Here is a 21891-nt window from a genome sequence, read left to right on the forward strand (position 1 = left end):
CCCCCCCCCCCCCCCCCCCCCCCGGCGCCCGTGGGTCGGTCGCTCGGGGTCGGTGCCTGTCAGCCCCGGCTGACGTCGGCTCCGAGCGCGTCGAGCTTGTCCTGGAAGTACTCGTACCCGCGGTCGATCAGGCCGATCCCGCGCACGGTCGAGGTGCCCTTGGCCGTGAGCGCTGCGATGAGGTGGCTGAACCCGCCGCGCAGGTCGGGGACCTCGATGTCCGCCGCGGACAGGGGCGTGGGCCCCGAGACAACCGCCGAGTGGTGGAAGTTGCGCTGCCCGAACCGGCACGGCAGCCCGCCCAGGCACTCCTTGTAGACCTGGATGGTCGCGCCCATGCCGCGCAGCGCGTCGGTGAAGCCGAAACGGTTCTCGTAGACCGTCTCGTGCACGATCGACAGGCCCTTGGCCTGCGTGAGCGCCACGACCAGGGGCTGCTGCCAGTCCGTCATGAAGCCCGGGTGCACGGCCGTCTCGAGCACGATCGCGTTGAGGTCGCCACCGGGGTGGTAGAACCGGATGCCGTCCTCCTGGACCTCGAACTCGCCGCCGACCTTGCGGAACGTGTTGAGGAACGTCATCATCTCCGGCTGCGTCGCGCCCTTGACGGTGATGTCGCCGCCCGTCGCGAGGGCCGCCGAGCCCCAGGAGGCCGCCTCGATGCGGTCGCCCAGCGCGGTGTGCTGGTAGCCCATGAGCTTGTCGACGCCCTCGATGCGGATCACGCGGTCGGTGTCGACCGAGATGATCGCGCCCATCTTCTGCAGGACGGCGATGAGGTCCATGATCTCGGGCTCGATCGCGGCGCCCGAGAGCTCGGTGATGCCCTCGGCACGCACCGCGGTGAGCAGGAGCTGCTCGGTGGCCCCGACGCTCGGGTAGGGCAGGGAGATCTTGGTGCCCTGGAGGCGGCGAGGGGCGCGGATGTGGATGCCCTGCTCGCGCTTGTCCACCACGGCTCCGAACTGGCGCAGGATGTCCAGGTGGTAGTTGATGGGGCGGTCGCCGATCCGGCAACCACCCAGGTCGGGGATGAACGCCTCGCCCAGGCGGTGCAGCAGCGGACCGCAGAAGAGGATCGGGATGCGGCTCGACCCGGCGTGCGCGTCGATGTCCGCTACGTGCGCCGACTCGACGTCGGTCGGGTCGAGGTGCAGCGTGCCCCCGACCTCGTCCGCGACGACCTTGACGCCGTGCAGCTCGAGCAGCCCCGTCACGACGCCGACGTCGCGGATCTGCGGCACGTTGCGCAGCACGCTCGGCCCCTCGCCGAGCAGGGAGGCCACCATCGCCTTGGAGACGAAGTTCTTCGCCCCTCGCACGGTGATGGTCCCGTTGAGCGGTGTGCCACCGTTGACGTACAGCAGATCGTTCATGTGGTCGTCGTCGCCTAGCTCTCTCGATGGTCGTGCGGATGGGTCGTGCGTCTGACTCGGTCCGTGCGTCCCTGCGGCGCCCGTCGGCCTGGCGGGCCGCTCCGGCGTCGGTGCGCGGACGCCGCGCGCGGCGCCGTGCTCCCTGTCCCCCAACGCGGGGCATCCGAAGATTATTCACCCACCGGGGCCCGTCCGACGACGGCGGACCCTGCGGCACGTCGCTGACCAGCAGCGACGCGGCCCGACCGGGCCCGGCGCCAGAGTGCCCGCTCCCCCGGGCGCCCGACGGCGCAGGCTCGCCTCACGCGTGAGGCGGGCCCCGCCGTCGGGCACCTGCTGTGTCCTAGGCCTGGGCGGGCTCGTACTGCTCGACGTAGCGGTCGACCGCCGCGAGGTAGTCCGCGCGGCGGTCCTCGTCGATCCAGGAGGCCTCGAACGAGTTCTTCGCGAGCGTCACGACCTCCGCGGACGTGAGGCCGGCCTTGGCGGCGACCGCCGCGTAGTTGTCGGCGACGTACCCACCGAAGTACGCGGGGTCGTCGGAGTTGATCGTGATCTTGACGCCGTCGCGCAGGAGCTGGGCGACCTCGGCGGCCTTCATGTCGTCGGTCACGAAGCTGTTGGACACGGGGCAGCTCGTCAGGCCGATGCCGCGCGCCTTGACCTCGGCGACGAGCGCCGGGTCCTCGACGATGTTGGTGCCGTGGTCGATGCGGTCGACCTGGATGGTCTCGAGGACCGTGCGGATGTTGTCGATGCTCCCGACCTGGTCGATGTCGCAGTGCATCGTGAGGCGGTAGCCGAGCTCGCGGGCGCGCTCGAAGACCGCGGCGAACTTCTCGGGCGGGTTGCCCCGCTCGTCGGAGTCCAGGCCGACGCCCAGGATCAGGCCCTTGAACGGCACCGAGGCCTCGAGGGTCTCCGCGGCGCTCTCGGCCGAGTGGTCGCGCAGGAAGCACAGGATGAGGTCGGCGTCGACGCCGAAGTCGGCCGCGGCCGCCGCTGCGCGGTGGTAGCCCTTGACGACGGTCTCGAACGGGACGCCGCGCGAGGTGTGCGCCTGGGGGTCGAAGAACATCTCGGCGTGCTGGACGCCGTTCGCGGCCGCCCGCAGGAGGTACGCGTGGGCCAGCTCGAAGAAGTCGTCCTCGGTCTGCAGCACGTCCATGGCCGGGTAGTAGACCGCGAGGAAGCTCGTGAGGTCCGTGAACCGGTAGGTCGCCTGGACCTCCTCGACCGTGCTCTGGCCGATGTCGATGCCGTTGCGCTCGGCGAGGCGGAGCTTGAGGTCCGGCTCGAGCGTGCCTTCGAGGTGCAGGTGGAGCTCGGCCTTGGGCAGCCCGGTGACGAAGTCCAGAGTCGGCTGGAGGGGCAGGGGCATGGTTCTCCTTCGTGAGGGGGTCGTCCTCCCATCATGCCCCCGGCTCTCGCCGTGACCACATCGCGAGACGGCCACTTCGCCATGTGGGCACGGTCCTTACCGTGGGAGGGAAGTTACCGGGTAGTACGGTCCCCTTCCGTCGCGCAGGGAGACCTCCCCGAACCATCGTCTGCACCAGGAGCGCACCCCCGTGACCACAACGGCCGCCCAACCGTCCGCCGACCCCGAGGCCCCCGCCAACAGCAAGGGCCGCGTGATCTTCGCGAGCCTCATCGGCACCTCGATCGAGTTCTACGACTTCTACGCCTACGCGACCGCGGCCGTCCTCGTCTTCCCGACCGTCTTCTTCTCGGCGCTCGACGGCGGGACGTCCCAGCTCCTCGCGTCGTTCGCGGTGTTCGGGGTCGCGTTCGTGGCGCGCCCGCTCGGCTCGATCGTGTTCGGTCACTACGGCGACCGGATCGGGCGCAAGGGCACGCTCGTCGCCTCGCTGCTGACCATGGGGGTCGCGACGTTCCTCATCGGCCTGCTGCCGCCGTCGACCACGCCCGGCTGGGCCGTGCTCGCCCCCGCGCTGCTCGTCGTCATGCGCTTCTGCCAGGGCCTGGGGCTCGGCGGCGAGTGGAGCGGCGCCGCGCTGCTCGCGACCGAGAACGCCCCCGCGGGCAAGCGCGCGATCTGGGGCACGTTCCCCCAGCTCGGCGCGCCCATCGGGTTCATCCTCGCCAACACGACGTTCCTGGTCCTCGCCGAGACGCTGACCGACGCGCAGTTCGCCGCGTGGGGCTGGCGCGTGCCGTTCCTGGCGAGCGCGATCCTCGTCGTCGTGGGCCTGTGGGTGCGCCTGCGGCTCGTCGAGACGCCCGCGTTCCAGAAGGTCGTCGAGACCGGAGCGGTCGCCAAGCTGCCCGTCGCCCAGGTCTTCCGCACGTCGTGGCGCCAGATCGTGCTGGGCACGTTCATCATGCTCGCGACGTACGTGCTGTTCTACCTCATGACGACGTTCACCCTGACGTTCGGCACGGCACCCGCCGAGGTCCCCGCGGGTGCCGACGCCGCCCCCGGGCTCGGCTACGCACGCACCGACTTCCTCGTGATGCTCATCGTCGGCGTCGTGTTCTTCGGGATCTTCACGCTCGTCTCGGGCCCGATGGCCGAGCGGTTCGGCCGCCGCAAGCACCTCATCTGGACCACTGTCGCGATCATCGTGTTCGGTGCCCTGTTCGTGCCGCTGTTCACGGGCGGGACCGTGGGCGTCATGACGCTCCTGATCGTGGGCTTCACGCTCATGGGTCTGACGTTCGGCCCCATGGCCGCGATCCTGCCCGAGCTCTTCCCCGCCAACGTCCGGTACACGGGCTCCGCGATCGCGTACAACCTGTCGTCGATCCTCGGGGCGGCCGTCGCGCCGTTCATCGCGGTCGCGCTGTGGAAGCAGGCAGACGGCTCGCCCGTCCTGGTCGGGGTCTACCTCTCGGCCATGTCGGTCCTCACGCTCGTCGCGCTGCTCATCAGCAAGGAGACCAAGGACGTCGACTACACCGACAACGTGAGCTGACGCCCGTCCGGGTGCCCGACGGCGGGGCGCACCTTCCCACGGAAGGCACGCCCCGCCGTCGGGCATCCGCTCCGTGAGACCCGCACGAGCCCGTGGCATGTACTTCTGCGGAAGCACGACTTCTCCGCCATGCTGAGGGAACGACGCGGGGGAAGAGGCCGATCCGATGGAGGACGAGGCGCGGGACGGGGCGAGCGGCCGTTCGGGAGCAGCTCCCGGGTCGGCACAGCGCACCGAGCGCTCGCAGGACGACGCGAGGCCCGCCCCCGAGGCCGACCAGCTCGACTACCGTGCGGTGTTCGCCGCGCTGTCCGCGCCCAAGGTGGTGCTGGCACCCGACCTGACCGTCCTCGACGTCAACGACGCCTACCTCGACATGCTGGGCCTCCCGGCGACCGCGCTCGTCGGCCGCTCGCTCGACGCGGGCTTCACCTTCTCGCCCGCGGACGACGAGCACGTCGGACGGATCGTCCGCTCATTGGAGAAGGTCCTGCAGACCGGTCGGATCGACCTGCTCGAACCGTTGCGCATCGACCTGCCCGGTGACCGACCGGGCGAGTGGGTCGAGCGCCACTGGCTCGTGACGAACCTCCCGGTCTTTGACGCGAGCGGCCGCGTCGCCGCGCTCGTGCACCGCGCGGAGGACGTGACCGGGGTCGTCCGGAGCTCGCAGCGGACCGCGGCCGACCGGAGCATCGGGCTCGACGCCGCGGTGGTCGACCAGGCCCTGCACCTGGGGTCCTCGGTCGGCCGGTTCCAGGAGGGCCTCGACCGCGAGCGCCGCGCGGCGCTGCAGCTCCAGGACTCGATCCTCACCGCGCCCGCCCAGCCCGAGGGGCTGCGCATCGACGTCCGCTACCGGCCCGCCTCGCGCGAGATGCACGTCGGCGGCGACTGGTACGACGCGTTCGAGCTGGCGTGCGGGTGCACGTTCGTGGTGGTCGGGGACGTCGTCGGGCACGACATCTCCGCGGCGGCGACCATGGGTCAGCTCCGAGGGGTCATGCGCGGCGTCGCGTACGAGTCGGGCACGTCCCCGGCGACGATCCTCGAACGCACCGAACGAGCGGCCGAAGGACTCGGCATCGAGACGGCGGCGACGGTGGCCGCGGCACTCGTGGGGCTCCCCGGCCCGGCCGGCGACCGGGCGCTCACCTGGGTCTCGGCCGGTCACCCTCCGCCCGTCCTGGTGCGCGCCGACGGCTCGGCCGAGCTGCTCGCGCGGCACAACGACCGGATGTTCGGCCTCGGCTCGGGCACCTCGCGGACGAACCACGCGGACGTCCTGCACCCCGGCGACACCCTGCTCCTCTACACCGACGGCCTCGTCGAGAGGCGGGACCGACGGCTGCGCGACGCCCTGCGGGACCTGCCGGGGGTCGTCGAGGAGATCGCGGACGGCTCCCGGGACCGGTTCCTCGACGCCCTGGTCGCCCGACTCGTCCCCCGGCCCAGCGAGGACGACGTCGCCCTCGTGTCGGTCGAGGTGCTGACGGGTGATGCGAGCGGCGGCTGACGGGACCGGCGGGTGACGGACCGGCGGCTGACGAGGCCCGCGCGAGGTAGAGGGATACCGTCGAGACAGAGGGCCCTGGGCCTCTACCCCGACGCGTCCCCTCTACCTCGCGGAGGGGCGCCCGACGACGGCTACGGGTTGTGCACCCGTGCGACGTCGAGGCTCTCGCGGACCAGTCCCAGGACCACGGCCATCTCGTCGGCGTCGCGCGGCCCGTAGACCATGATCTCGGTCGCGTGGTCGGCGTACTGGTGCGCTTCTCCCCAGCCTGCCGCGCAGACCTCCTGGGCCCGTTCGCGCGGCAGGCACAGGTGCAGGCTCGTGTCGGTCACGCCGTGCAGGTGGACCGGTTCGAGGCGCTGGTCCGGCGTCGCGAGGGACGTCGTGGGGTTCGAGGTGCGCTCGTGGCCATCGAGGAACAGTGCCCGGGACGACGCCGGGGAGACCGAGCTGTGCCCTTCTCGGACGCCCTCGATCGTGGTCGCCGCGAGCACGAGCTCGCCCCACAGCTCGGCCGGCGCCAGCTGGTCGACCTGCCGGTGCGGTCCCTCGTCGGACGTGGTGGGACGAGGGCCTCGGCGCGGGGTGAGAGTCATGGGCGGGACGCTAGCGGGACCGGCACGGCTGCGGCGAGGGAATTGCCGGCGCGGGCAGGCTGAAGGCGCCCGACGACGGAGCGCACCCTCGCGGTGAGGGTGCGCTCCGGCGTCGGGCGCCTGGGTTCTGCAGCCCTGCCCGGCCTCGGCGGGAGGTGAAGCCTCCCACCGGGGCCCGGGACGGGCGCCGGGATCAGGCGAACAGGTTCGTCTGCAGGACCGTGTAGAGGATGGTGTGGACGCGCTCGCGCAGGCCGTTGCCGACCCCCACCGGGTCTGCCTCGACCGCGGCCCGGGTGGCCTTGTCCGACCCCGGGAGCATCGCGAGCATGAGGTCGTTGCCGTAGCGGGCCGCGAGACCAGGATCCATCCAGGATCCGAGCACCGCGTCGGTCGAGACGATGCCCTGGAAGCCCCACTCCCCGCGCAGGACGTCCTGCAGGAGCGCCTCGTTGCCACCGGCCCAGGTGCCGCCGATGTTGATGAAGGAGCTCATCGCGCCGGTCGGGTCGGCCTCCTTGACCGTGATCTCGAACGGCTTGAGGTACAGCTCGCGCAGGGCCTGCTCGTCGACGAAGACGTTCACGCCCGTGCGGGCGTTGACCTCCTGCTCGTTGAGCGCGAAGTGCTTCATGAACGTGAGCACGCCCTTGCTCTCTGCGCCCGAGACCATCGCGGCGGACATCATGCCCGACAGGTACGGGTCCTCCGAGAAGTACTCGAAGTCACGCCCGCCCAGAGCAGAGCGGTGCAGGTTCATGCCCGGTGCGTACCAGCCCTCGATGTCGTAGGCGACGGCCTCGTCGCCCACCGACTCGCCGAGCGCGAACGCGAGCTCGTCGTTCCACGTCGAGGCCACGACGATCTGCGTCGGGTAGGCGGCGGCCTCGAGCGGGCTGAACAACGAGTTGAGACCCGCCGGCCCGTCGAGCAGGTCCATCGCGGGGATGCCGAGGCGCTCGACCTCGTGCGTGCGGTACGCGCCCTTGGCGAAGAGGTCGATCTGCTCGTCGAGCGTGAGCTGGTCGAGGAACTTCTCCCACTGCGGGTCGTCACGGTCGAGGCCCGCCAGGTCGGCCAGGACGAGGCCGTTGTCGGCGCCGTAGCTCGGGACCTCGCCCTCCGCGGGCTCGATCTCCGGGTCCATGCGCGCGAGCAGCTCGTCGGAGGCCGTGGCACCCGGCTCAGGAGCCTGCGGGTACGTGCCCTCCCAGTCGGCGCGCGAGAGGGAGGTCAGGTCGCCCTCGGCGTCGGCGAAGCGGTTGGTCAGCTCGTACCCCGTGTCGGCGTCGGTGTCGTAGACGACGTCCTCGGCCACCACGTGCTCGAACTGCGCGACGGGCGTGTGCACGTCGGTGCGCACCGAGATCTGGTACGTCCCGGCCTCGAGCAGGTACGCACCGTGGCCCTCGGTGTCCCAGGAGGCCATGTCGCGCACGTCGAACGAGACGGTCACGGTCTCGGACTCGCCCGGCTCGAGCATCGTCGTCTTGTCGTAGCCCGCGAGCTCGATCGCTGACTTCTCGATGCCGCCCGGCGTCCAGGGCGCCGAGAAGTAGACCTGCACGACGTCCTTGCCCGCGACGTCACCGGTGTTGGTCACCGTGACGTCGACGCTGATCGTGTCGTCCTCGACGCGCGGGGCGGCGGTCTGCTGCTCGAACGTGGTGTAGCTCAGGCCGTGCCCGAACGGGAACTGGACGGCCTCGGCGTAGCCCGCCTCGTCGCCCGCGTACCGGGTCTCGTAGTAGCGGTAGCCGACGTAGATGCCCTCCTCGTAGTCCATGTACGAGCGCTTGACGTTGGCGTAGTCGAAGTCGCCGACGTTCTCGATCGCCGGGGCGCTCGTGACGTCGTAGGCGTAGGTGTCGGTCAGGCGGCCGGACGGGTTCACGTCCCCCGTCAGCACCTTGGCGAGCGAGACCGCGCCGCGGGGACCTGGGGTCCCGATCCACACCGCGGACTTGATCTGCGGGTACGCGTCGAGGAACCCGAGCTCCAGCTGGTTGCCCGAGTTCACGACCACGACGACGTCGTCGAACGAGGCCGTGACACGGTCGAACAGGGCGCGCTGCTCGTCGGTCAGACGCAGCTGCCCGGGGCTCATGTCCTGTCCCTCGACGCCGTCGTTGCCGACGACCACGAGGGCCGTGCCGGAGAACTCGGCGGCCTGGGCCATGACGTCGTCGGTCAGGTAGTCGGGAGCGGGCTCGCCCTCGTCACCGCCGCCCAGCATGGCGCCCGCGATCTGCACGAGGCCGTTGGCGCCACCGGTCTCGGTCTTGGCGCCCGCGTCCTCCATGGTCGCCTTGAGGTCGGGGTTGACCGTGATCCCCTGGTCGGCGAGCGCGTCGTAGAACGGCACGGCCTGCGACTGGTTGCTGCCGCCGGACCCGCCGCCCCCGAGGATGAGGTTGAAGGACGCGAAGCTGAACACGTTGAGGGACTTCTCGGCCAGCGGCAGGACGTCGTCCTCGTTCTTGAGCAGGACGATGCCCTCGTCGGAGATGTCCTCCGACACCTGGGCCGCGTTCTCCCGGGCGGCCACGCCTGCCGGGGAGGACGAGTCGTACTCGATCGACATGAGGCGGCCGAACGCGCTCGCGAACGGCGCGACCAGTCCCCCGATCGCGATCACGGCCACGGCCGTGACGCCCCACCCGACCGCGCGGCGCGGACGGTGCTCTACCTTGCGGTTGATCCGTGCGCGCCGCCTGTCCTCGCGGCGCTCCGCGCGGGTCATCCCGGCGCGGGCAGCAGCCCGCTCTGCCTTGGCGCTCTTCTTCGCCTCCCGGGCTGCGACCTTGTCGGCTGCCCGGGCTTCCTTGCGGTCCTGCGGCGCCATCGCCTTCAGCTCGGCGCGTCGGGCCCGCCTGGCCGCGCGCAGCTCCTGTGCGCGCGCGACCGCGTCCCGCTTGATCTCTGTGCGTGTCGCCATCGTTCTCAGTCCTTCTTCGGAGCCCGCGCGGCCTTCGCGTGGGCACGCCATGCCGGGACGAGGCGGCGCATGCCGCCCCAGAACCGGCCGTTGACCATCACGAGCAGGGCGTCGAGCATCGCGTCGTCGACCTTGCCCGCGCTCATCCGCGACACCGACCGGAACGGCAGGTCGAGCGCGAAGCGGGTGTTGTTCGCCGCCAGAGGGCGGCCCAGTGCCATGAGCAGTCGGCCGGCGGTGTCGATGAGCCCGACCAGCAGCCCCCCGACACCGCCTCGGCCCCGCGCCTGGGCGACGATGTCGTCGCGCGTGAGCGGCAGCCCGACAGGCCAGTCCGCGGCCGGGGGCGTGCGCCCCAGGAGCGCGGCGAACTCGTCGGCCGGGACACGGTCCACCTGGCCGCTGACGTAGTGCGGCAGGGCCGTGGCGCCGGGCGCGGTCGCACCGGGCGTCCACGGCTCGCCGTCGACCTCGACGGGCGCGCTCACCCGGAGGTCGCGCGACGAGGCGCCCACCTGGACCGTGGAGATGCCCGGCACGGTGCGCCACTGGTGCGTGACGACGTCGTAGGCGTCGAACGCGTGCTCGGCCAGGTCGACCGTCACGGTCGCACTCTCCCCCGCGTCGAGCGTGACCTTCGCGAAGCCCGCGAGCTCGCGGGGCGCGCGGAACGCGCCCTCCGCGGCGCCGGGCGCCTCGACGTACACCTGCACGGTCTCGGTCCCTGCACGGTCCCCGGTGTTGGTGACCGTGACGGTGACCTGCTCCCGGCCCGCCGTCAGGTCGCTGTACGCGAACGTGGTGTAGCTCAGCCCGTGCCCGAACGGGTAGCGGACGGGCAGGCCGACCTTGTCGGCGTAGCGGTAGCCGACGTAGATGCTCTCGCGGTGCTCGGACGTCGCCTCGGTCCGCCCGAACGTCGCCGACGACGGAACGTCCGCGTAGCGCAGCGGGTACGTCTCGGCGAGGCGACCGGCCGGGTTGACCGCGCCGGTCAGCACGTCGGCGACCGCCTGCCCGCCGCCCTGGCCCGCGAGGTAGCCGTGCACGATCGCGTCGACGTGCTCGGCGAACGGGAGCTCGACGGGGGCGCCGCCGGCCAGGACGACCACGACCGGGACCCCGAGCGCCGTCAGCTCGCGCGTGAGAGCGAGCTGGTTGCGCGCGAGGCGCATGTGCGTCCGGTCGACCCCCTCGGCCTCGGCGGACTCGTCCAGGCCGAGGAAGAGCAGCACGACGTCGGCGCGCTCGGCCAGGCGGACGGCCTTGCGTCGGCGTCGCACCGACGACGGCGAGTCCCACGCGCCCCGGCCCGCGTCGCGGCGTGCGTAGCCGGGCTCGTAGCCGACGACGTCCAGCTCGCTCGCCCGCAGCGCGTCGAGCGCGACGTCCACCCGGGTCGGGTTCACGAGCGAGCTGCCAGCCCCCTGGTACCGGGGGCTCGCCGCGAAGTCGCCGATCACCGCGACGCGGCCCGAGTGCGACCCGAGCGGCAGGGTCCCGCGCGCGTTGCGCAGCAGGACGACCGAGCGTCGCGCCGCCTCGACCGCGAGCGCGTGGTGTGCGTCGTGGTCGACCGGTGCGGCGCCGTCGGGCGTGCTGGCGGACCCGGTGCGCGCGGCGCCGACGCGCGTGCGGCTCGTCTCGCGGGCGCGCTCCGTGCGCGCGATGAGAGCGAGCAGCTCGTCGACGCGGGCGTCGAGGACCGCCTCGTCGAGGCGCCTCTCCTCGACCGCGCGCACGACCTCGGCGTCGGTCACCCCGTCGGTCGACGGCATCTCGAGCGCGTTGCCCGCGACCAGGCCTGCGACGCGGTCGTTGTTGCCGCCCCAGTCGGTCACGACGAGGCCGTCGAAGCCCCACTGCTTGCGCAGGATCTCGTCGAGGAGCTCGCGGTGCTCGTTCGCGTAGGTCCCGTTGACCTTGTTGTACGAGCTCATGACGGTCCAGGGCCGGCCCTCGGTGACCGCGATGCGGAAGGCCTCGAGGTAGGTCTCGTGGAGCGCGCGCTCGTCGACGACCTCGTCCACCGACATGCGGTGCGTCTCCTGGCTGTTCACCGCGAAGTGCTTGGCGCTCGCGGCGACGCCCTGGGACTGGATACCGCGGATCTGCGCCGCGGCGAGGCGGCCCGCGAGCAGCGGGTCCTCGGAGAAGTACTCGAAGTTGCGGCCCGCCAGCGGGTTGCGCTTGATGTTGAGGCCAGGACCGAGCAGGACGCTGACGTCCTCCGCGGCGGCCTCGGCGCCGAGGGCCTCGCCCACGCGCTCCACGAGGCCCGGGTCCCAGCTGTTGGCGAGCGTGGCCGCGGTGGGGAAGCAGGTGGCGGGGATGCTCGCGTTGAGACCGAGGTGGTCCGCTGCCCCGCCCTGCTTGCGCAGACCGTGCGGGCCGTCGGTGAGCATGATCGAGGGAACGCCGAGCCGGTCGACCGGCTTGGTGTTCCAGAAGTTCGCGCCTGAGGTGAGCGATGCCTTCTCGGTGAGGGTCATCTCGCTACGGGCACGTCGTCGGGCGTCAGGAGTGAGCACGGCGCCAGGATAGCCCAACCTCCACCACTTGGTGGAATTACGTGGCAGGGTAGCCTCTGACCTCGGAGAGGATCGTCGTGACCACACAGCAAGCAGCCCCCACGGGGCGACCCGACGGGTACGCCACCGGGCGGGCGACCAAGCAGTCGATCGTCGCCCGCGCAGCCGAGGCCTTCGCCCAGAAGGGGTTCTACGGAGCCTCCCTGCGAGGCATCGCGCGTGAGGCCGGGGTCGACCACTCGACGCTCCTGCACCACTTCGGCAACAAGACCGCGCTGCTCCTCGCCGTCATCGAGTGGCACGACGCGCAGCACGCGCCGCCCGAGATGCCCACGGACTTCACCCCCGAGGACCTCGCCGACGGGTTCGTGCACGTCGCCGAACGCAACCGCGAAGCACCCGGGCTGGTGCAGCTCCTCTCGACCCTCTCGGCGGAGGCCGGGACCCCTGGCCATCCCGCTCGCGCCGTTCTTCAGGAACGGCACCAGGTGCTGGTCTCGATCATCGGCGGGATGATCCGGTCGCAGCGCGAGCGCGGGGTTCTTGCGGACACCGGCGCCTCACCCGAGGAACGCGCGGCGCTCTTCATCTCCACCTGGGAAGGGCTGCAGGTCTACGACGCGCTGCACCCGGGGACGGTCGACGTGCCGGGAATGGTTGGGGAGATGCTGCGGCGGGAGTTCGGGATCGCGTGAGTTCCTGCGCTGCGGCGCCGTCGTAGCCGCGGGCGCGGCCCCGGGTTCCCGACGGCGGAGCACACCCCAGCCCTTCGACGGGCATCGCTACCAAACAGGCCGCGACCGACACCCTCGAGCCCGTCGATGACTTCGTGACCACGATCGCCGTGACGCCACGCTGGCCGAACTGAACCGCCGCCTTTTCGACGGCTTCACGGACGACGAGCTGACCACCGCCGCCCGCCGGCTCGAGGACGTGACGCGTACCCTCCCCTAGTTCGCCAGCGCAGCCGTCAGTTGGTCGACCTGAAAGCGATTGACGTAGCGGAAGGACTGCGGTGGCTCGAGTCCCGCATTGGCCCGGATACTGTGAAGGGGCGTGGGAGTTGCGAGCGGGACGGCATCCCTGAGCCGCAGGCCGTATCCACGTGACGCATCCTCGTAGTACTGGTCGAACTCGATCTGCGTCACTCCGGCGTCGTCCTTAACTCGTGGCCAAAGCTCTGTCGGGTGCGCCTCGATGATCTCGTCGAGGACAGCAGTGCCAAGGACAGAACGGGTTGGGCTGCTGGAGTACAGGACAACGAGCGTCCCGGCGTGGGCGTGAATCCGGGTACGGCGGAGCTCAACCGTCTTGTCGCCTCGAAGGATCGCTTCGGCGAAACGCGGTCGGATGCTCAGCATGACGCCCCGCCACTCAGCCTCCACGACGGGTGCCTTCCCGGTAGAGCCAGCTGAACACCTGCGAGTCGATCACGGTCGGAGACTGTATCGTGCCGAGCCGCTTCGAAGATCCTCCGGCACGCTCCTTGAGTCGCTCGAAGCGCACTGGGCGGACGAACAACTCGGTGTCCGCGAACCGCAGAGCCGAGGCGCGGCCCTCCCGTGCACTCTGCCGGACGTCGGAAAGATCCCATACGCCAAGTTGACTGTTGCGTCGGTGCAGACGCTCCGGCGAATCGACGTCGACGCTCACGAGACGTGAAACTCCGACCACCGCGCTCACGTGATCGGCACCCGACCTGCTTGCGTACCACGCGATGCGACTGCGGACCGTCGGGTTCGCTCTCGGCGTCCGGTAGTAGACGAGTTCGCGACCCAGGCCTAGCTCTGCCGGACGCTCAAGGAGCGTCGGACGGAACGCGAGGAGCCGGTCGGCGTAGTGCGGCTCGATCGGTATCACGACGTTCGCTACATCGCGGTCGAGCAGCTTCAATGGCCACAGCTGGCGTTCGAGTACCGCCACTTGAGCAGGGCGAGTCGCCTCAGCGATCGCGGCCGAGGCGCGCTGCTCGAGCGGGTGATCCCGAAGCAGTGCGATAGCGTCCGTGCTCGACCGCGCATCGAGCACGGCTGCAACACGCCGCAGTGGGTCGTCGGCCTGAAAGAAGCCGTCGTCCTCCAGGTCAGACACGAAACCACGGTGCAGATGCTGGTCAGTGATCCAAATCCGGTCTGCGCCCGCATCAAGCGCCTCCGTCTTGATCGACTGCAGGAGCCTGCGTCCGATCGTGACGCCCGTTGCCTCATGGGCGTGAACCCTTAGCAGAGGGACCACGAGTGCCCGCTCCTCGCTCTCCATCCGGGTCGCCCATACCGCTTGCGCCCTCCCTGTAGGGTCACGCACCCATCGGCGATGAGTGTTGGGGTCGCTCGCCTGCTCGCGCAGAAGCGCCTTGAAAACAGACTTTCGCTCGCCTCCGGCGTTATCGAGGAAGTCCAACAGGGCAGGCTCTGTCTCGGCGCCGCAGTCACTGACGCGGTACGCCGTGCCTTGAAGCTCGACCGGCCGGTACCGTGCGGCACTGGTCACCTCGTCCTGGTGAGCTGCAAAGTCTGAAGGAAGAAGCACGCGGAGACCCAGCGACTCGGCAGCTGCCTCGGCGTACCGCTCGATCATCTTCTCGTCGCGTGTGACGAGGATCCTGGCACCGCCCGCTGCCGCACTGATGATGTGGCGCACATCAGCCTTGTCCTTTAGGGGAATCTGTTCTGAGGGGATTCGCTTGCCGAACGCCCGTCGAACCTCGGCCTCACGCTCCGGCGGGTAGTCCATGTCCCGAAAACGGCCTAGCGTGCTGCGCTGACGCGCGCGCTCCTCGGCACTGGAGTTCTTGTCGATCTCGTTATGAGTCTCGCGCGTGATGGCAAGGCGAATCGAACCTCGCAGCCAGTCCGACTCCAGCACCCGAGCTTCCTCGGGCCCGGTCCCTGGGCGGTCCGTGATCAGATCGAGGAACACGTTGTGATCAATCGCGACCAGAGTCTCGGCGTCGCCGACGCCCTCGGAAAACAAGTCAGGGTGACCGTGGGAGCGCCACCAGCAGCACAGTGGCTTACTCTCCCTGCCACGCCCAGGCACTTCAGCACGCAACTCGAACCCCAGCGAGGGCCACATCTGGTTGGCAGGAAAGTCGCGTCGGCACTTAAGAAAGACGCCACGTAGATCCTGATGTCGAGCGCTCAGGGCCTCCGCAAGCGCGTGTGCAACCTTCCGCGAGCGGAACTCGGCCGCAACACAGAGATGGATGACACGCACCCGCTCACGCGCGATATCGTACAGCGTATACCCAGCGACCTCGTCGTCGACCTTCGCCGCCAGGATCCGGCCTTGCTCTGCGAACGACTGCAAAGCACCCCACGGCATGTGCCCAAGGATGCTTCGATGAGCGTCCGCGAGCTTGACGACGGCTGTCATATCGTCGGAGTTGGACTGCACAACTACAACCTCGACAGGTACGGCATGACCCATACCTCATTCCTACCCGACGGCCAGCCAGTTCGCGTCGGGCCACGCTACGCCTTGCCGAGCAATGCATGGTTCAGCGGGTGAAATGTGCGACCTCGACTTGGCTCAGCGCTAGATCACTCGATCGGCCACGCGGGACAGGTACATCTCATCGATCTGCTACCTGCTGGTAGACCTGGTCCTCAGCGTCGCGCATCTCCCTTTCCACGCGTTCGGTCAGGCCAGGGTCGTCGAGACGCACACCGAGTTCGACGTTCGCATACTCAGCGCTCCACGACAGGTTGGCGCTGGTGACGACGAGCCAGCGATGGTCGACAGCGAGAAACTTGGCGTGGTTGCGGACGGGTTTGCCACCGAACTTCTTGCTGATGAGAACGGTCGCCGGCGAGAGCCAATCGGCGATCTCGACAGCCGTCGGGCCGGAGCCCTTGGCAGCGGCGACGCCGTCTAGGTAGACGCGGACGTCTAGGTGCGGTCTGTGCGCAACTTCGCGAAGCGCCTGCCACATCCCGGAAGACTTCTGGATATTGAAGGTGGAGCAAACGACCGAGGTCCGGGCACGGGCGACCAGATCGACGAGCCGTGAGGTAAGGGCCCCCGCGCCGGCGACGTGGCCCGGCATCGTCCAGAGCGTTTCGGCTCGGGTCACATGCGACCGCGCTCCCTCGATTCCGGTAAGGACGGCGGCGAGCGTGTCCCGTTGATGCGAGAGTCCGGCATTCTTCACCAGCGAGAGCGCCTTGTACCGTCGGCCGGATTCGACCATCGCGAAGGCAGTCGACACCGATGACCCGTCAACCAGTGCCTGGGATACCAGCCGAGCCTCGGTGCCTGTCAGCAGGGCGCCGAGGTCGCGGAAGGCTTGCCGCTCAGCGGAAGAAGCCAAGTCCCTGCGCTCCCGGTAGGTCGACGAGGAATCGGCGGTCTAGGAACCGGTTGGCCTTCTCACAGGAGGTCTCGGACGCCATGGCGCAGGTGTGGCAGGCAGCGCCGTGGAGAAAGTCCTCGGGATCCTTCGGGGTTCGCTGCGCGCACACCGGGTCGGACGAGCACCGCACTGCACGCTCGAGGGCCCGATGCGCGACCCGCCAGAGCTGCTCAGGGTCGGAGAGCTGGACAAGACCACCCAGCGTCCCGTCCGAGTCGGACGCCGTGGTGACGATGAGCAACCCCGCTGACGGGCCGCGCCCCTCGCGTCCCTCCCACGCGTAGATGCGTTCGGACAGCGACGCCGCCGAGTAACCGGAGTACATTGCCATCTCGCGCAGCAGCACGTGGGACAGGGTGTGCAGGAGCCAGTACCGCGGAGGCGCCATGCGAGAGTCCGGGGCGACGTCCTTGGACGTCTCCGAGTACCGGGCGTTGTAGTTGCGCTCGTGCGACTGGCGGTGCGCCTCCCACAGCGGGGTGTCGTAGATCCGCTTCTCCCAGGCGGCGACGGCGCTCTCGTCGAACTGGAGGTAGACCCCTTCGCCTCGGTCCTCGGTGGCGATGGCCCACGTCGGACGGCCGGAGCGACTGAGGGGCACGATGCGCGCCGGCATGTCGTTGGCACGCTCCATCTCGTCGATGCGCGTGAACCCGACGACGGCGTTCACTTTGCGCAGCCGGTCGACCGCGAGGACGCGCGAGACGTGCCGCGCTTTCAGTTCTTCGTGGACGGCCTTCTTCGTCAGCGCGAGCCCGCTCTTGGCATCACCTTCGTGCTGCGGTCCCAGGGGGTCCTTTTGGAGGTAGTTCCACTCGGGCACGAGGAGGTCGGTCGGGTCCCAGTCCCGCAGCGCCTCCGTCTGCTCCTCGAGGGTCGGCTCGGGCGCCAGTGCCTGTTCGACGGCGAGCGCGAGCGTCTCGTCAGACCATGCGGCGAGGTCTGACTCCTCATCCTCGAGGTACTCCCTGAGATCGTCGAGCCGATCGTGGTACTTCTCGACGCGCTTCTTCCCGGCTTCCGCGAGGAGTTGGACACCGAGTGTCTCCTGCGTGGCGGCTTCAGCTTCGGGCATGACGACGATCGCCTGGGTCGCCGGGAACCACAGGTTCGAGGCGCCCAGCAGCATGAACCTTGTGCCGTTCTTGCAGCCCCGCTTGTCGAACGCGCCGAGGTGCGGGTGCCGACCGCGGCACCCTGGGAGCTTAGCGCGCCCGGCCTCGCCCTGCGCTTCGTTCATCGGCCGGGTCGCGCTGCACGCACCGCACCGGATGGACGCCGACGCACCCTTACCGACGGTCCGTTCGTCCATCGTCAGTGGAGCGAACTCGACGCCGGCGGGACAGGAGGCGCCCTGGTGCACCCACCAGTCGTACGGGAACTCGTCGAGGTGACCGTCAGGGCAAGCGAGAAGGTAGCGGGCAGGCACGGCCTGGCGGGGCACCTTACTCTTGCCCTGTCCCTTGCGCCCGGGGCAGTTCGGGTGCTCGAAGCGCGCCTGATCAGGGCGGTACGGATTGGTATTGACGTAGGCAAACCGGTCGAGGCGGCCCAGCAGATCGCAGCCGGTGCATCGGAGCCACTGCGGGAAGACGCGGGCCGGGACGCCGAGGTCGTCCCCTTCCTTGGAGAAGATGCTCTCCTTGGGCGCCCAGGGGAAGGGACGCAGTTCCTGCACGGTCCACTGACCGGGGAACCGGCGGACGGCGTCGAGCAGTCGCGGGGCGTGCACGGTGGGAATGCTGGAGCGACGAGCCCAGATGCGCTCCCAGTCGTCGGTGCCAGCCGGCATGACGGTGAAATGGGGCAGATCCATGACCGAACCGGGACCGTACGTGTACAGCAGCGACGACGGCCGCGCGGATCCGACCTTGGCCCGGTTCTTACTGGCCTTCTGCGCGGCGTCGGCGTCGAGGTCGCCGAGCGGGTCGAGCACCTCGGTGGTGGTGAAGTGTTCAGTCACGGGCGTTCCCCTGTCCTCCCGGAGCGGGCCGCCACGCGGGCGCATCGAGCAATTCGTAGGCCATGAGCTTCTTCTTGTCCGGTGTCACCAGGAGGTTGATCTCTGGCTGCACCTCACGCATCGAGTTCGCCACGGTGAACGGCACGCTGTCGTGGCCGTCCGCGGCGCGCGTGTTCTCCGGGGAGCGCAGCAGCGCGCTCTGCTTGGTCTCGTCGCGGACCTTCTCGTAGACGAGCTCGTGCTGATTCTGCGCGACGAACTTTCGACGGCTGGCCCACTGCCCGAGACGGTTGTGGAGTCGGTCCTGGACGATGACGCCCGCGTCCTCGCCGCCGGCCACCTTGGCGCGAGCCACCAGCCGGTCGATGAGCGCCTCGAGGCGCGGCAAGGCGTCGTCAATGCGCCCCGGAGACTTCTCCGGAGACAGTCCGCTCTCGCGGGCAGCGTCCATCACTCGGGCCGCACTCACGAGCACGCCGTCGAGGGACCGCTCGAGCGACGTCAGCGAGTACGGGGTGACGGACAGCGGCTCCACCTGCGAGTAGAAGGTCTCGTGGTAGTACCTGAACTGTTCGAAGTGCGCGAGGTCGCGGGGCCGGGCCCAGTTCCCGAGCGTGACGACGAGGCCCGGCCGGTCGGCGTCTCGTCCGACGCGGGACGACGCCTGGATGTACTCGGCGGTGTTCTTCGGCTGCCCGACCATCAGCATCAGGCCGAGCCGGGTGACGTCGACGCCGACCTGGAGCATGGAGGTGGCGAGCACCACGTCGAGGGGGTTGGTGTCTCGTCGTTCGGTCTTCTCCCCCGCCTTGTACTTGGCGGCTTGGTCGCGCTGCGCCTGCGTGGTGTCGACGTCGGCAGAGAACTGAACGCCCATCTGGTCCAGCGTCGAGGTGATCTCGGTCGAGGCGACGCGGGACGTGAGCTCGGCGAGATTGAGGCTGCCGTAGCTCGTGCCGAATCGCAGCGGGAAGTACTTGCCAGCGCGACGCTTGCGGATTGCGGTCTGCACGTCGTCCTGAATGTACCGGGCCATGCCGGCCAGCTCGCGGGTGGCATTGAAGTACCCGACGAGCGTCATGTACGGGTCGGCGGCGTCGCCAGCCTCGTCCATGAGGAGCTGACCGGCGGAGAGCAGGTTGCTCGCCACAGCGATCTCGGCGGTGGTGAGCCGCACGCCGGTGGTGCTGACGCCGATGTACCGGCGTCCGGGGTTCTCCGGCGAGACCGGCACCTCTTGCGAGAAGTACGTGTCTTCGACGTTAAGCACCTGCGGGGGGAACATCGTCACGGCGCGCCCATACAGGCCGCGGATCTGTTCGCCCGCGTTGCGGACGGTCGCGGTGGAGGCGACGACGAGCGGGCGAACGTCACGCCCCTCGGCGTCACGCCACGAGGTCAGCACGTCGATGGCCATCTCGAAGGCGCCGACGGCGGTGCCCAGTGCCCCGGTGATGAGGTGCAGCTCGTCCTGGATGATGAGGTCCGGCGGTCTCAGCCTGCCGACCTTGCGCACTCGCGCCGACGGGTGGTCACCGGACTTGGGGTGCTGACCGCCAAGCTTCACGTCGCAGCCGTCGTAGTCCTCGTGGACGTACCCGTGACGGTCGCACTTGCGGCTGACGTAGCCGAACAGGGCAGCCGCCTCGCCTTCGCGGGCGAGCCTGGCGAACTTGTCGACGGTCGCGATGACGAATGCGGGGGTGAGGCGGTAGATCTCCTCGTCGACGGTGAGGACGGGCAGGCCTTCCCCGTCCGCGGAGCCCTCGGCGAAGGGGCAGTCGCCGAACTCGTCGCCGCAGTACACGTAGATGCGCCGGGTGGTCTTGTCGCCGCGGATCTGCTTGGCACCATCGATGGTGGTGCCGCACCAGGGGCACCGCTGGAGCTGGAGCACGGTGAGGCCGTACTTGGAGTTGTGCTCGTTGGCCTTCTTGAGCTGTTCCTCGGCCTCTGAGTACCGCTTCGGGGAGACGGCGGTGCCCACCCACAGGCCGATGCGGAACGGCGTGGTCCCCCAGGTCTCCGGGTCCTTGCGGCGTTCGACCTCAGCGGCACACACGAGCGCGGTGGCGCGCTGGAACTGCTGAGCAGTGAGCAGCCGCAGCGTGTAGCGCATGAGGACGGCGATGCCGTCGCTGCCGTCGATCTTGCCGTCCGGGGTCTCGATGACACCCTGGCGACGCCGGACCGCGAACGTGAAGGCCGCGAGGCCGAGGTACGCCTCAGTCTTGCCACCACCGGTGGGGAAGAATAGCAGCTCGGCGCGAGCGGCTTCCCCGGAGCGACGAGTGATGGTGGGGTCGGCGAGTGCCTGGACCTGCATGAGCACGAACGCGAGTTGGAAGGTGCGCCACGAGTGGGCCCTGGGCCCACTCGCGATGACGGCGTCCCGTGCCTCAGAGAGGTCGAGTTCGGGCTTCTTGGACCGGTTGTCGGCGACTTGCGACTGAATGCGCTGGTCGGCCATGACCCGGTTCATGAATCGGAAGCAGCGGCGTGCTTCCTCGTTCTCAGGGTGGAGAAGGTAGTCGAGGCCGGCGCGGAGCTGGGTCGCGACCATCTGTGCGTCGCGGACGACATCGATGGCCACGTCGCGCAGATGCGCGCGAAGGGTCTCCGCCTCGTCCTGACGCTCCGCCAGCCAGGCGTCGTAGCCGTCGATGATGGGGCTGAGGCCCGCACGGAGTTCCTCCGTACCGGCGACGGCCAGCTGCTCCATGTCGAGGAGGGCGCCGTCGATCTCCTGGGCTCGGGTCTGCGGGGTGTCGGAGACGGGGAGCCAGCGGGTGCGGACCTGGGTGGCGCGCCGGGCACCGGGCGCGACGGTCCAGTCGACGGAACAGGTGCGGCCGATGGCGAACTCGAGCCGGTCTCGGTACTGGAGTTGGAGCAGGGCGATCTCGGGGTGGGAGTCGACCGCTGACTCCTCGACCACGTCGGCCACGGGGAGGAAGACGGCCTCGCCGCCTGCCTCGACGTGGAGCTGGGTCTGGTACATCCACGCGTCGGTGGGGATACGGCGGGGGGTCTCCCGGTCGTTGCAGAGTGCGACCTCGACGATGCGCCTCGAGCCGGAGTCCATGACGTCGATGCGGAGCAGCACGTCCTGCTCGAGCGGGACGTCGTGGGTCTGACCCGCCTGGAGGGCGCCGACCGCCACCAACTTCGCGTGGTCGTGCGGAGTGCGAACGTACGTGCGCTTCTCCCGACCGGACGCCGTGACCTCGCCCGTCGACTTCGCGGCGTACGAACCCCAGGAGGCGCGGATGGTCACGCGCTCCTGGTGAAGGGGAACTTGGAAGCGCAGCCCCATGGACGCGGGGATCATGAGCCCCTTGCGCAGCGGGGCGTCCTCGACGCCGTCGTCATCAGCCGACGCCGGCTCCTCACCTGCGGTCGAGACCGGGACGCCGCGGTCCTCGCCGACGTCACCAGGATCGATCACCTCGTCGTCGGCGTCATCCGCGTCGGCCGACATGACCGCACCCTTGCCGACAAGCTTGGCGGGCGCAATCCGACCGACCAGGTAGAGGCCGTCCGGCTGCGCGTCGAGTTCTTCCTCGTCGCCGTGCGCGGGGCCGAGGAGTTCCCGGTCGAGGATGTCGGCCAGGTTCTCTCGCACGGTCCACGAGTCCCAGTCGCCTTCAGGGCGGTGATTCAACTCGTACTCACGTC

At 69.6% G+C, this 21891-nt stretch carries 13 protein-coding genes; 3 read left to right on the forward strand and 10 right to left on the reverse strand.

The annotated features are described in order from the left end of the window. Nucleotides 1-59: 59 nt before the first annotated feature. Together murA and add are read right to left on the reverse strand one after the other, a co-directional pair. Nucleotides 60-1376 (reverse strand): UDP-N-acetylglucosamine 1-carboxyvinyltransferase, encoded by a 1317-nt coding sequence (murA, locus tag H9641_RS09525; RefSeq protein WP_191803150.1) that lies wholly within the window; start codon nucleotides 1374-1376, stop codon nucleotides 60-62. A gap of 343 nt (nucleotides 1377-1719) precedes the next feature. Then, entirely contained in the window at nucleotides 1720-2757 is a 1038-nt protein-coding gene (add, locus tag H9641_RS09530) for an adenosine deaminase (RefSeq protein WP_191803152.1), read from the reverse strand. 190 nt (nucleotides 2758-2947) lie between these two features. On the opposite strand from add, the gene H9641_RS09535 reads away from it, so the two are divergent. Both H9641_RS09535 and H9641_RS09540 read left to right on the forward strand, forming a co-directional pair. Next, complete coding sequence (locus tag H9641_RS09535; RefSeq protein WP_191803154.1) at nucleotides 2948-4315, forward strand: MFS transporter; 1368 nt, start codon at nucleotides 2948-2950, stop codon at nucleotides 4313-4315. A 166-nt stretch (nucleotides 4316-4481) separates the two neighbouring features. Continuing rightward, on the forward strand, nucleotides 4482-5831 hold the full coding sequence (locus H9641_RS09540; protein ID WP_191803156.1) for a PP2C family protein-serine/threonine phosphatase: 1350 nt from the start codon (nucleotides 4482-4484) through the stop codon (nucleotides 5829-5831). A 131-nt stretch (nucleotides 5832-5962) separates the two neighbouring features. On the opposite strand, the gene H9641_RS20120 is transcribed toward H9641_RS09540, so the two are convergent. The 3 genes from H9641_RS20120 to H9641_RS09555 all read right to left on the reverse strand — a co-directional run bounded on the left by H9641_RS20120 (nucleotide 5963) and on the right by H9641_RS09555 (nucleotide 11896). Beyond that, on the reverse strand, nucleotides 5963-6427 hold the full coding sequence (locus H9641_RS20120) for a luciferase domain-containing protein (protein WP_225220237.1): 465 nt from the start codon (nucleotides 6425-6427) through the stop codon (nucleotides 5963-5965). A gap of 193 nt (nucleotides 6428-6620) precedes the next feature. Beyond that, a complete protein-coding gene (locus tag H9641_RS09550; RefSeq protein ID WP_191803158.1) occupies nucleotides 6621-9365 on the reverse strand; it encodes a beta-glucosidase in 2745 nt (914 codons plus the stop codon). Nucleotides 9366-9370: 5 nt separating this feature from the next. Beyond that, nucleotides 9371-11896 carry a glycoside hydrolase family 3 C-terminal domain-containing protein gene (locus tag H9641_RS09555; protein WP_318244491.1) on the reverse strand — a complete coding sequence of 842 codons (2526 nt, stop codon included), beginning with the start codon at nucleotides 11894-11896 and terminating at the stop codon, nucleotides 9371-9373. A gap of 77 nt (nucleotides 11897-11973) precedes the next feature. Between H9641_RS09555 and H9641_RS09560 the strand changes: the two genes are divergently transcribed. Further along, nucleotides 11974-12591, forward strand: a complete 618-nt coding sequence (locus H9641_RS09560) for a TetR/AcrR family transcriptional regulator (protein WP_191803160.1) — start codon at nucleotides 11974-11976, stop codon at nucleotides 12589-12591. Nucleotides 12592-12846: 255 nt separating this feature from the next. Here the strand turns inward: H9641_RS09560 and H9641_RS09565 are convergent, their stop codons facing one another. From H9641_RS09565 to drmA, 5 genes are all read right to left on the reverse strand, one after another. Then, on the reverse strand, nucleotides 12847-13281 hold the full coding sequence (locus H9641_RS09565; protein ID WP_318244492.1) for an ASCH domain-containing protein: 435 nt from the start codon (nucleotides 13279-13281) through the stop codon (nucleotides 12847-12849). Beyond that, nucleotides 13271-15292, reverse strand: coding sequence for a GNAT family N-acetyltransferase (locus tag H9641_RS09570; protein WP_191803162.1), 2022 nt, complete (start codon nucleotides 15290-15292; stop codon nucleotides 13271-13273). Before H9641_RS09570 ends, H9641_RS09565 begins: the two co-directional genes overlap by 11 nt. A 178-nt stretch (nucleotides 15293-15470) precedes the next feature. Further along, complete coding sequence (gene drmC, locus H9641_RS09575; RefSeq protein ID WP_191803164.1) at nucleotides 15471-16208, reverse strand: DISARM system phospholipase D-like protein DrmC; 738 nt, start codon at nucleotides 16206-16208, stop codon at nucleotides 15471-15473. Beyond that, nucleotides 16192-18213, reverse strand: coding sequence for a DrmB family protein (drmB, locus tag H9641_RS09580; RefSeq protein ID WP_318244493.1), 2022 nt, complete (start codon nucleotides 18211-18213; stop codon nucleotides 16192-16194). Before drmB ends, drmC begins: the two co-directional genes overlap by 17 nt. Continuing rightward, nucleotides 18206-21838, reverse strand: a complete 3633-nt coding sequence (gene drmA / locus H9641_RS09585) for a DISARM system helicase DrmA (RefSeq protein ID WP_318244494.1) — start codon at nucleotides 21836-21838, stop codon at nucleotides 18206-18208. Before drmA ends, drmB begins: the two co-directional genes overlap by 8 nt. Nucleotides 21839-21891 lie beyond the last annotated feature (53 nt).

The organism is Oerskovia merdavium (assembly GCF_014836755.1).
GTDB lineage: Bacteria > Actinomycetota > Actinomycetes > Actinomycetales > Cellulomonadaceae > Oerskovia > Oerskovia merdavium.

Excerpts from the sequence above, each read along its gene's own strand:
- murA (WP_191803150.1), bottom strand. The coding sequence starts at position 1,376 with ATGAACGATCTGCTGTACGTCAACGGTGGCACACCGCTCAACGGGACC.
- add (WP_191803152.1), bottom strand. The coding sequence starts at position 2,757 with ATGCCCCTGCCCCTCCAGCCGACTCTGGACTTCGTCACCGGGCTGCCC.
- H9641_RS09540 (WP_191803156.1), top strand. The coding sequence starts at position 4,482 with ATGGAGGACGAGGCGCGGGACGGGGCGAGCGGCCGTTCGGGAGCAGCT.
- H9641_RS20120 (WP_225220237.1), bottom strand. The coding sequence starts at position 6,427 with ATGACTCTCACCCCGCGCCGAGGCCCTCGTCCCACCACGTCCGACGAG.
- H9641_RS09550 (WP_191803158.1), bottom strand. The coding sequence starts at position 9,365 with ATGGCGACACGCACAGAGATCAAGCGGGACGCGGTCGCGCGCGCACAG.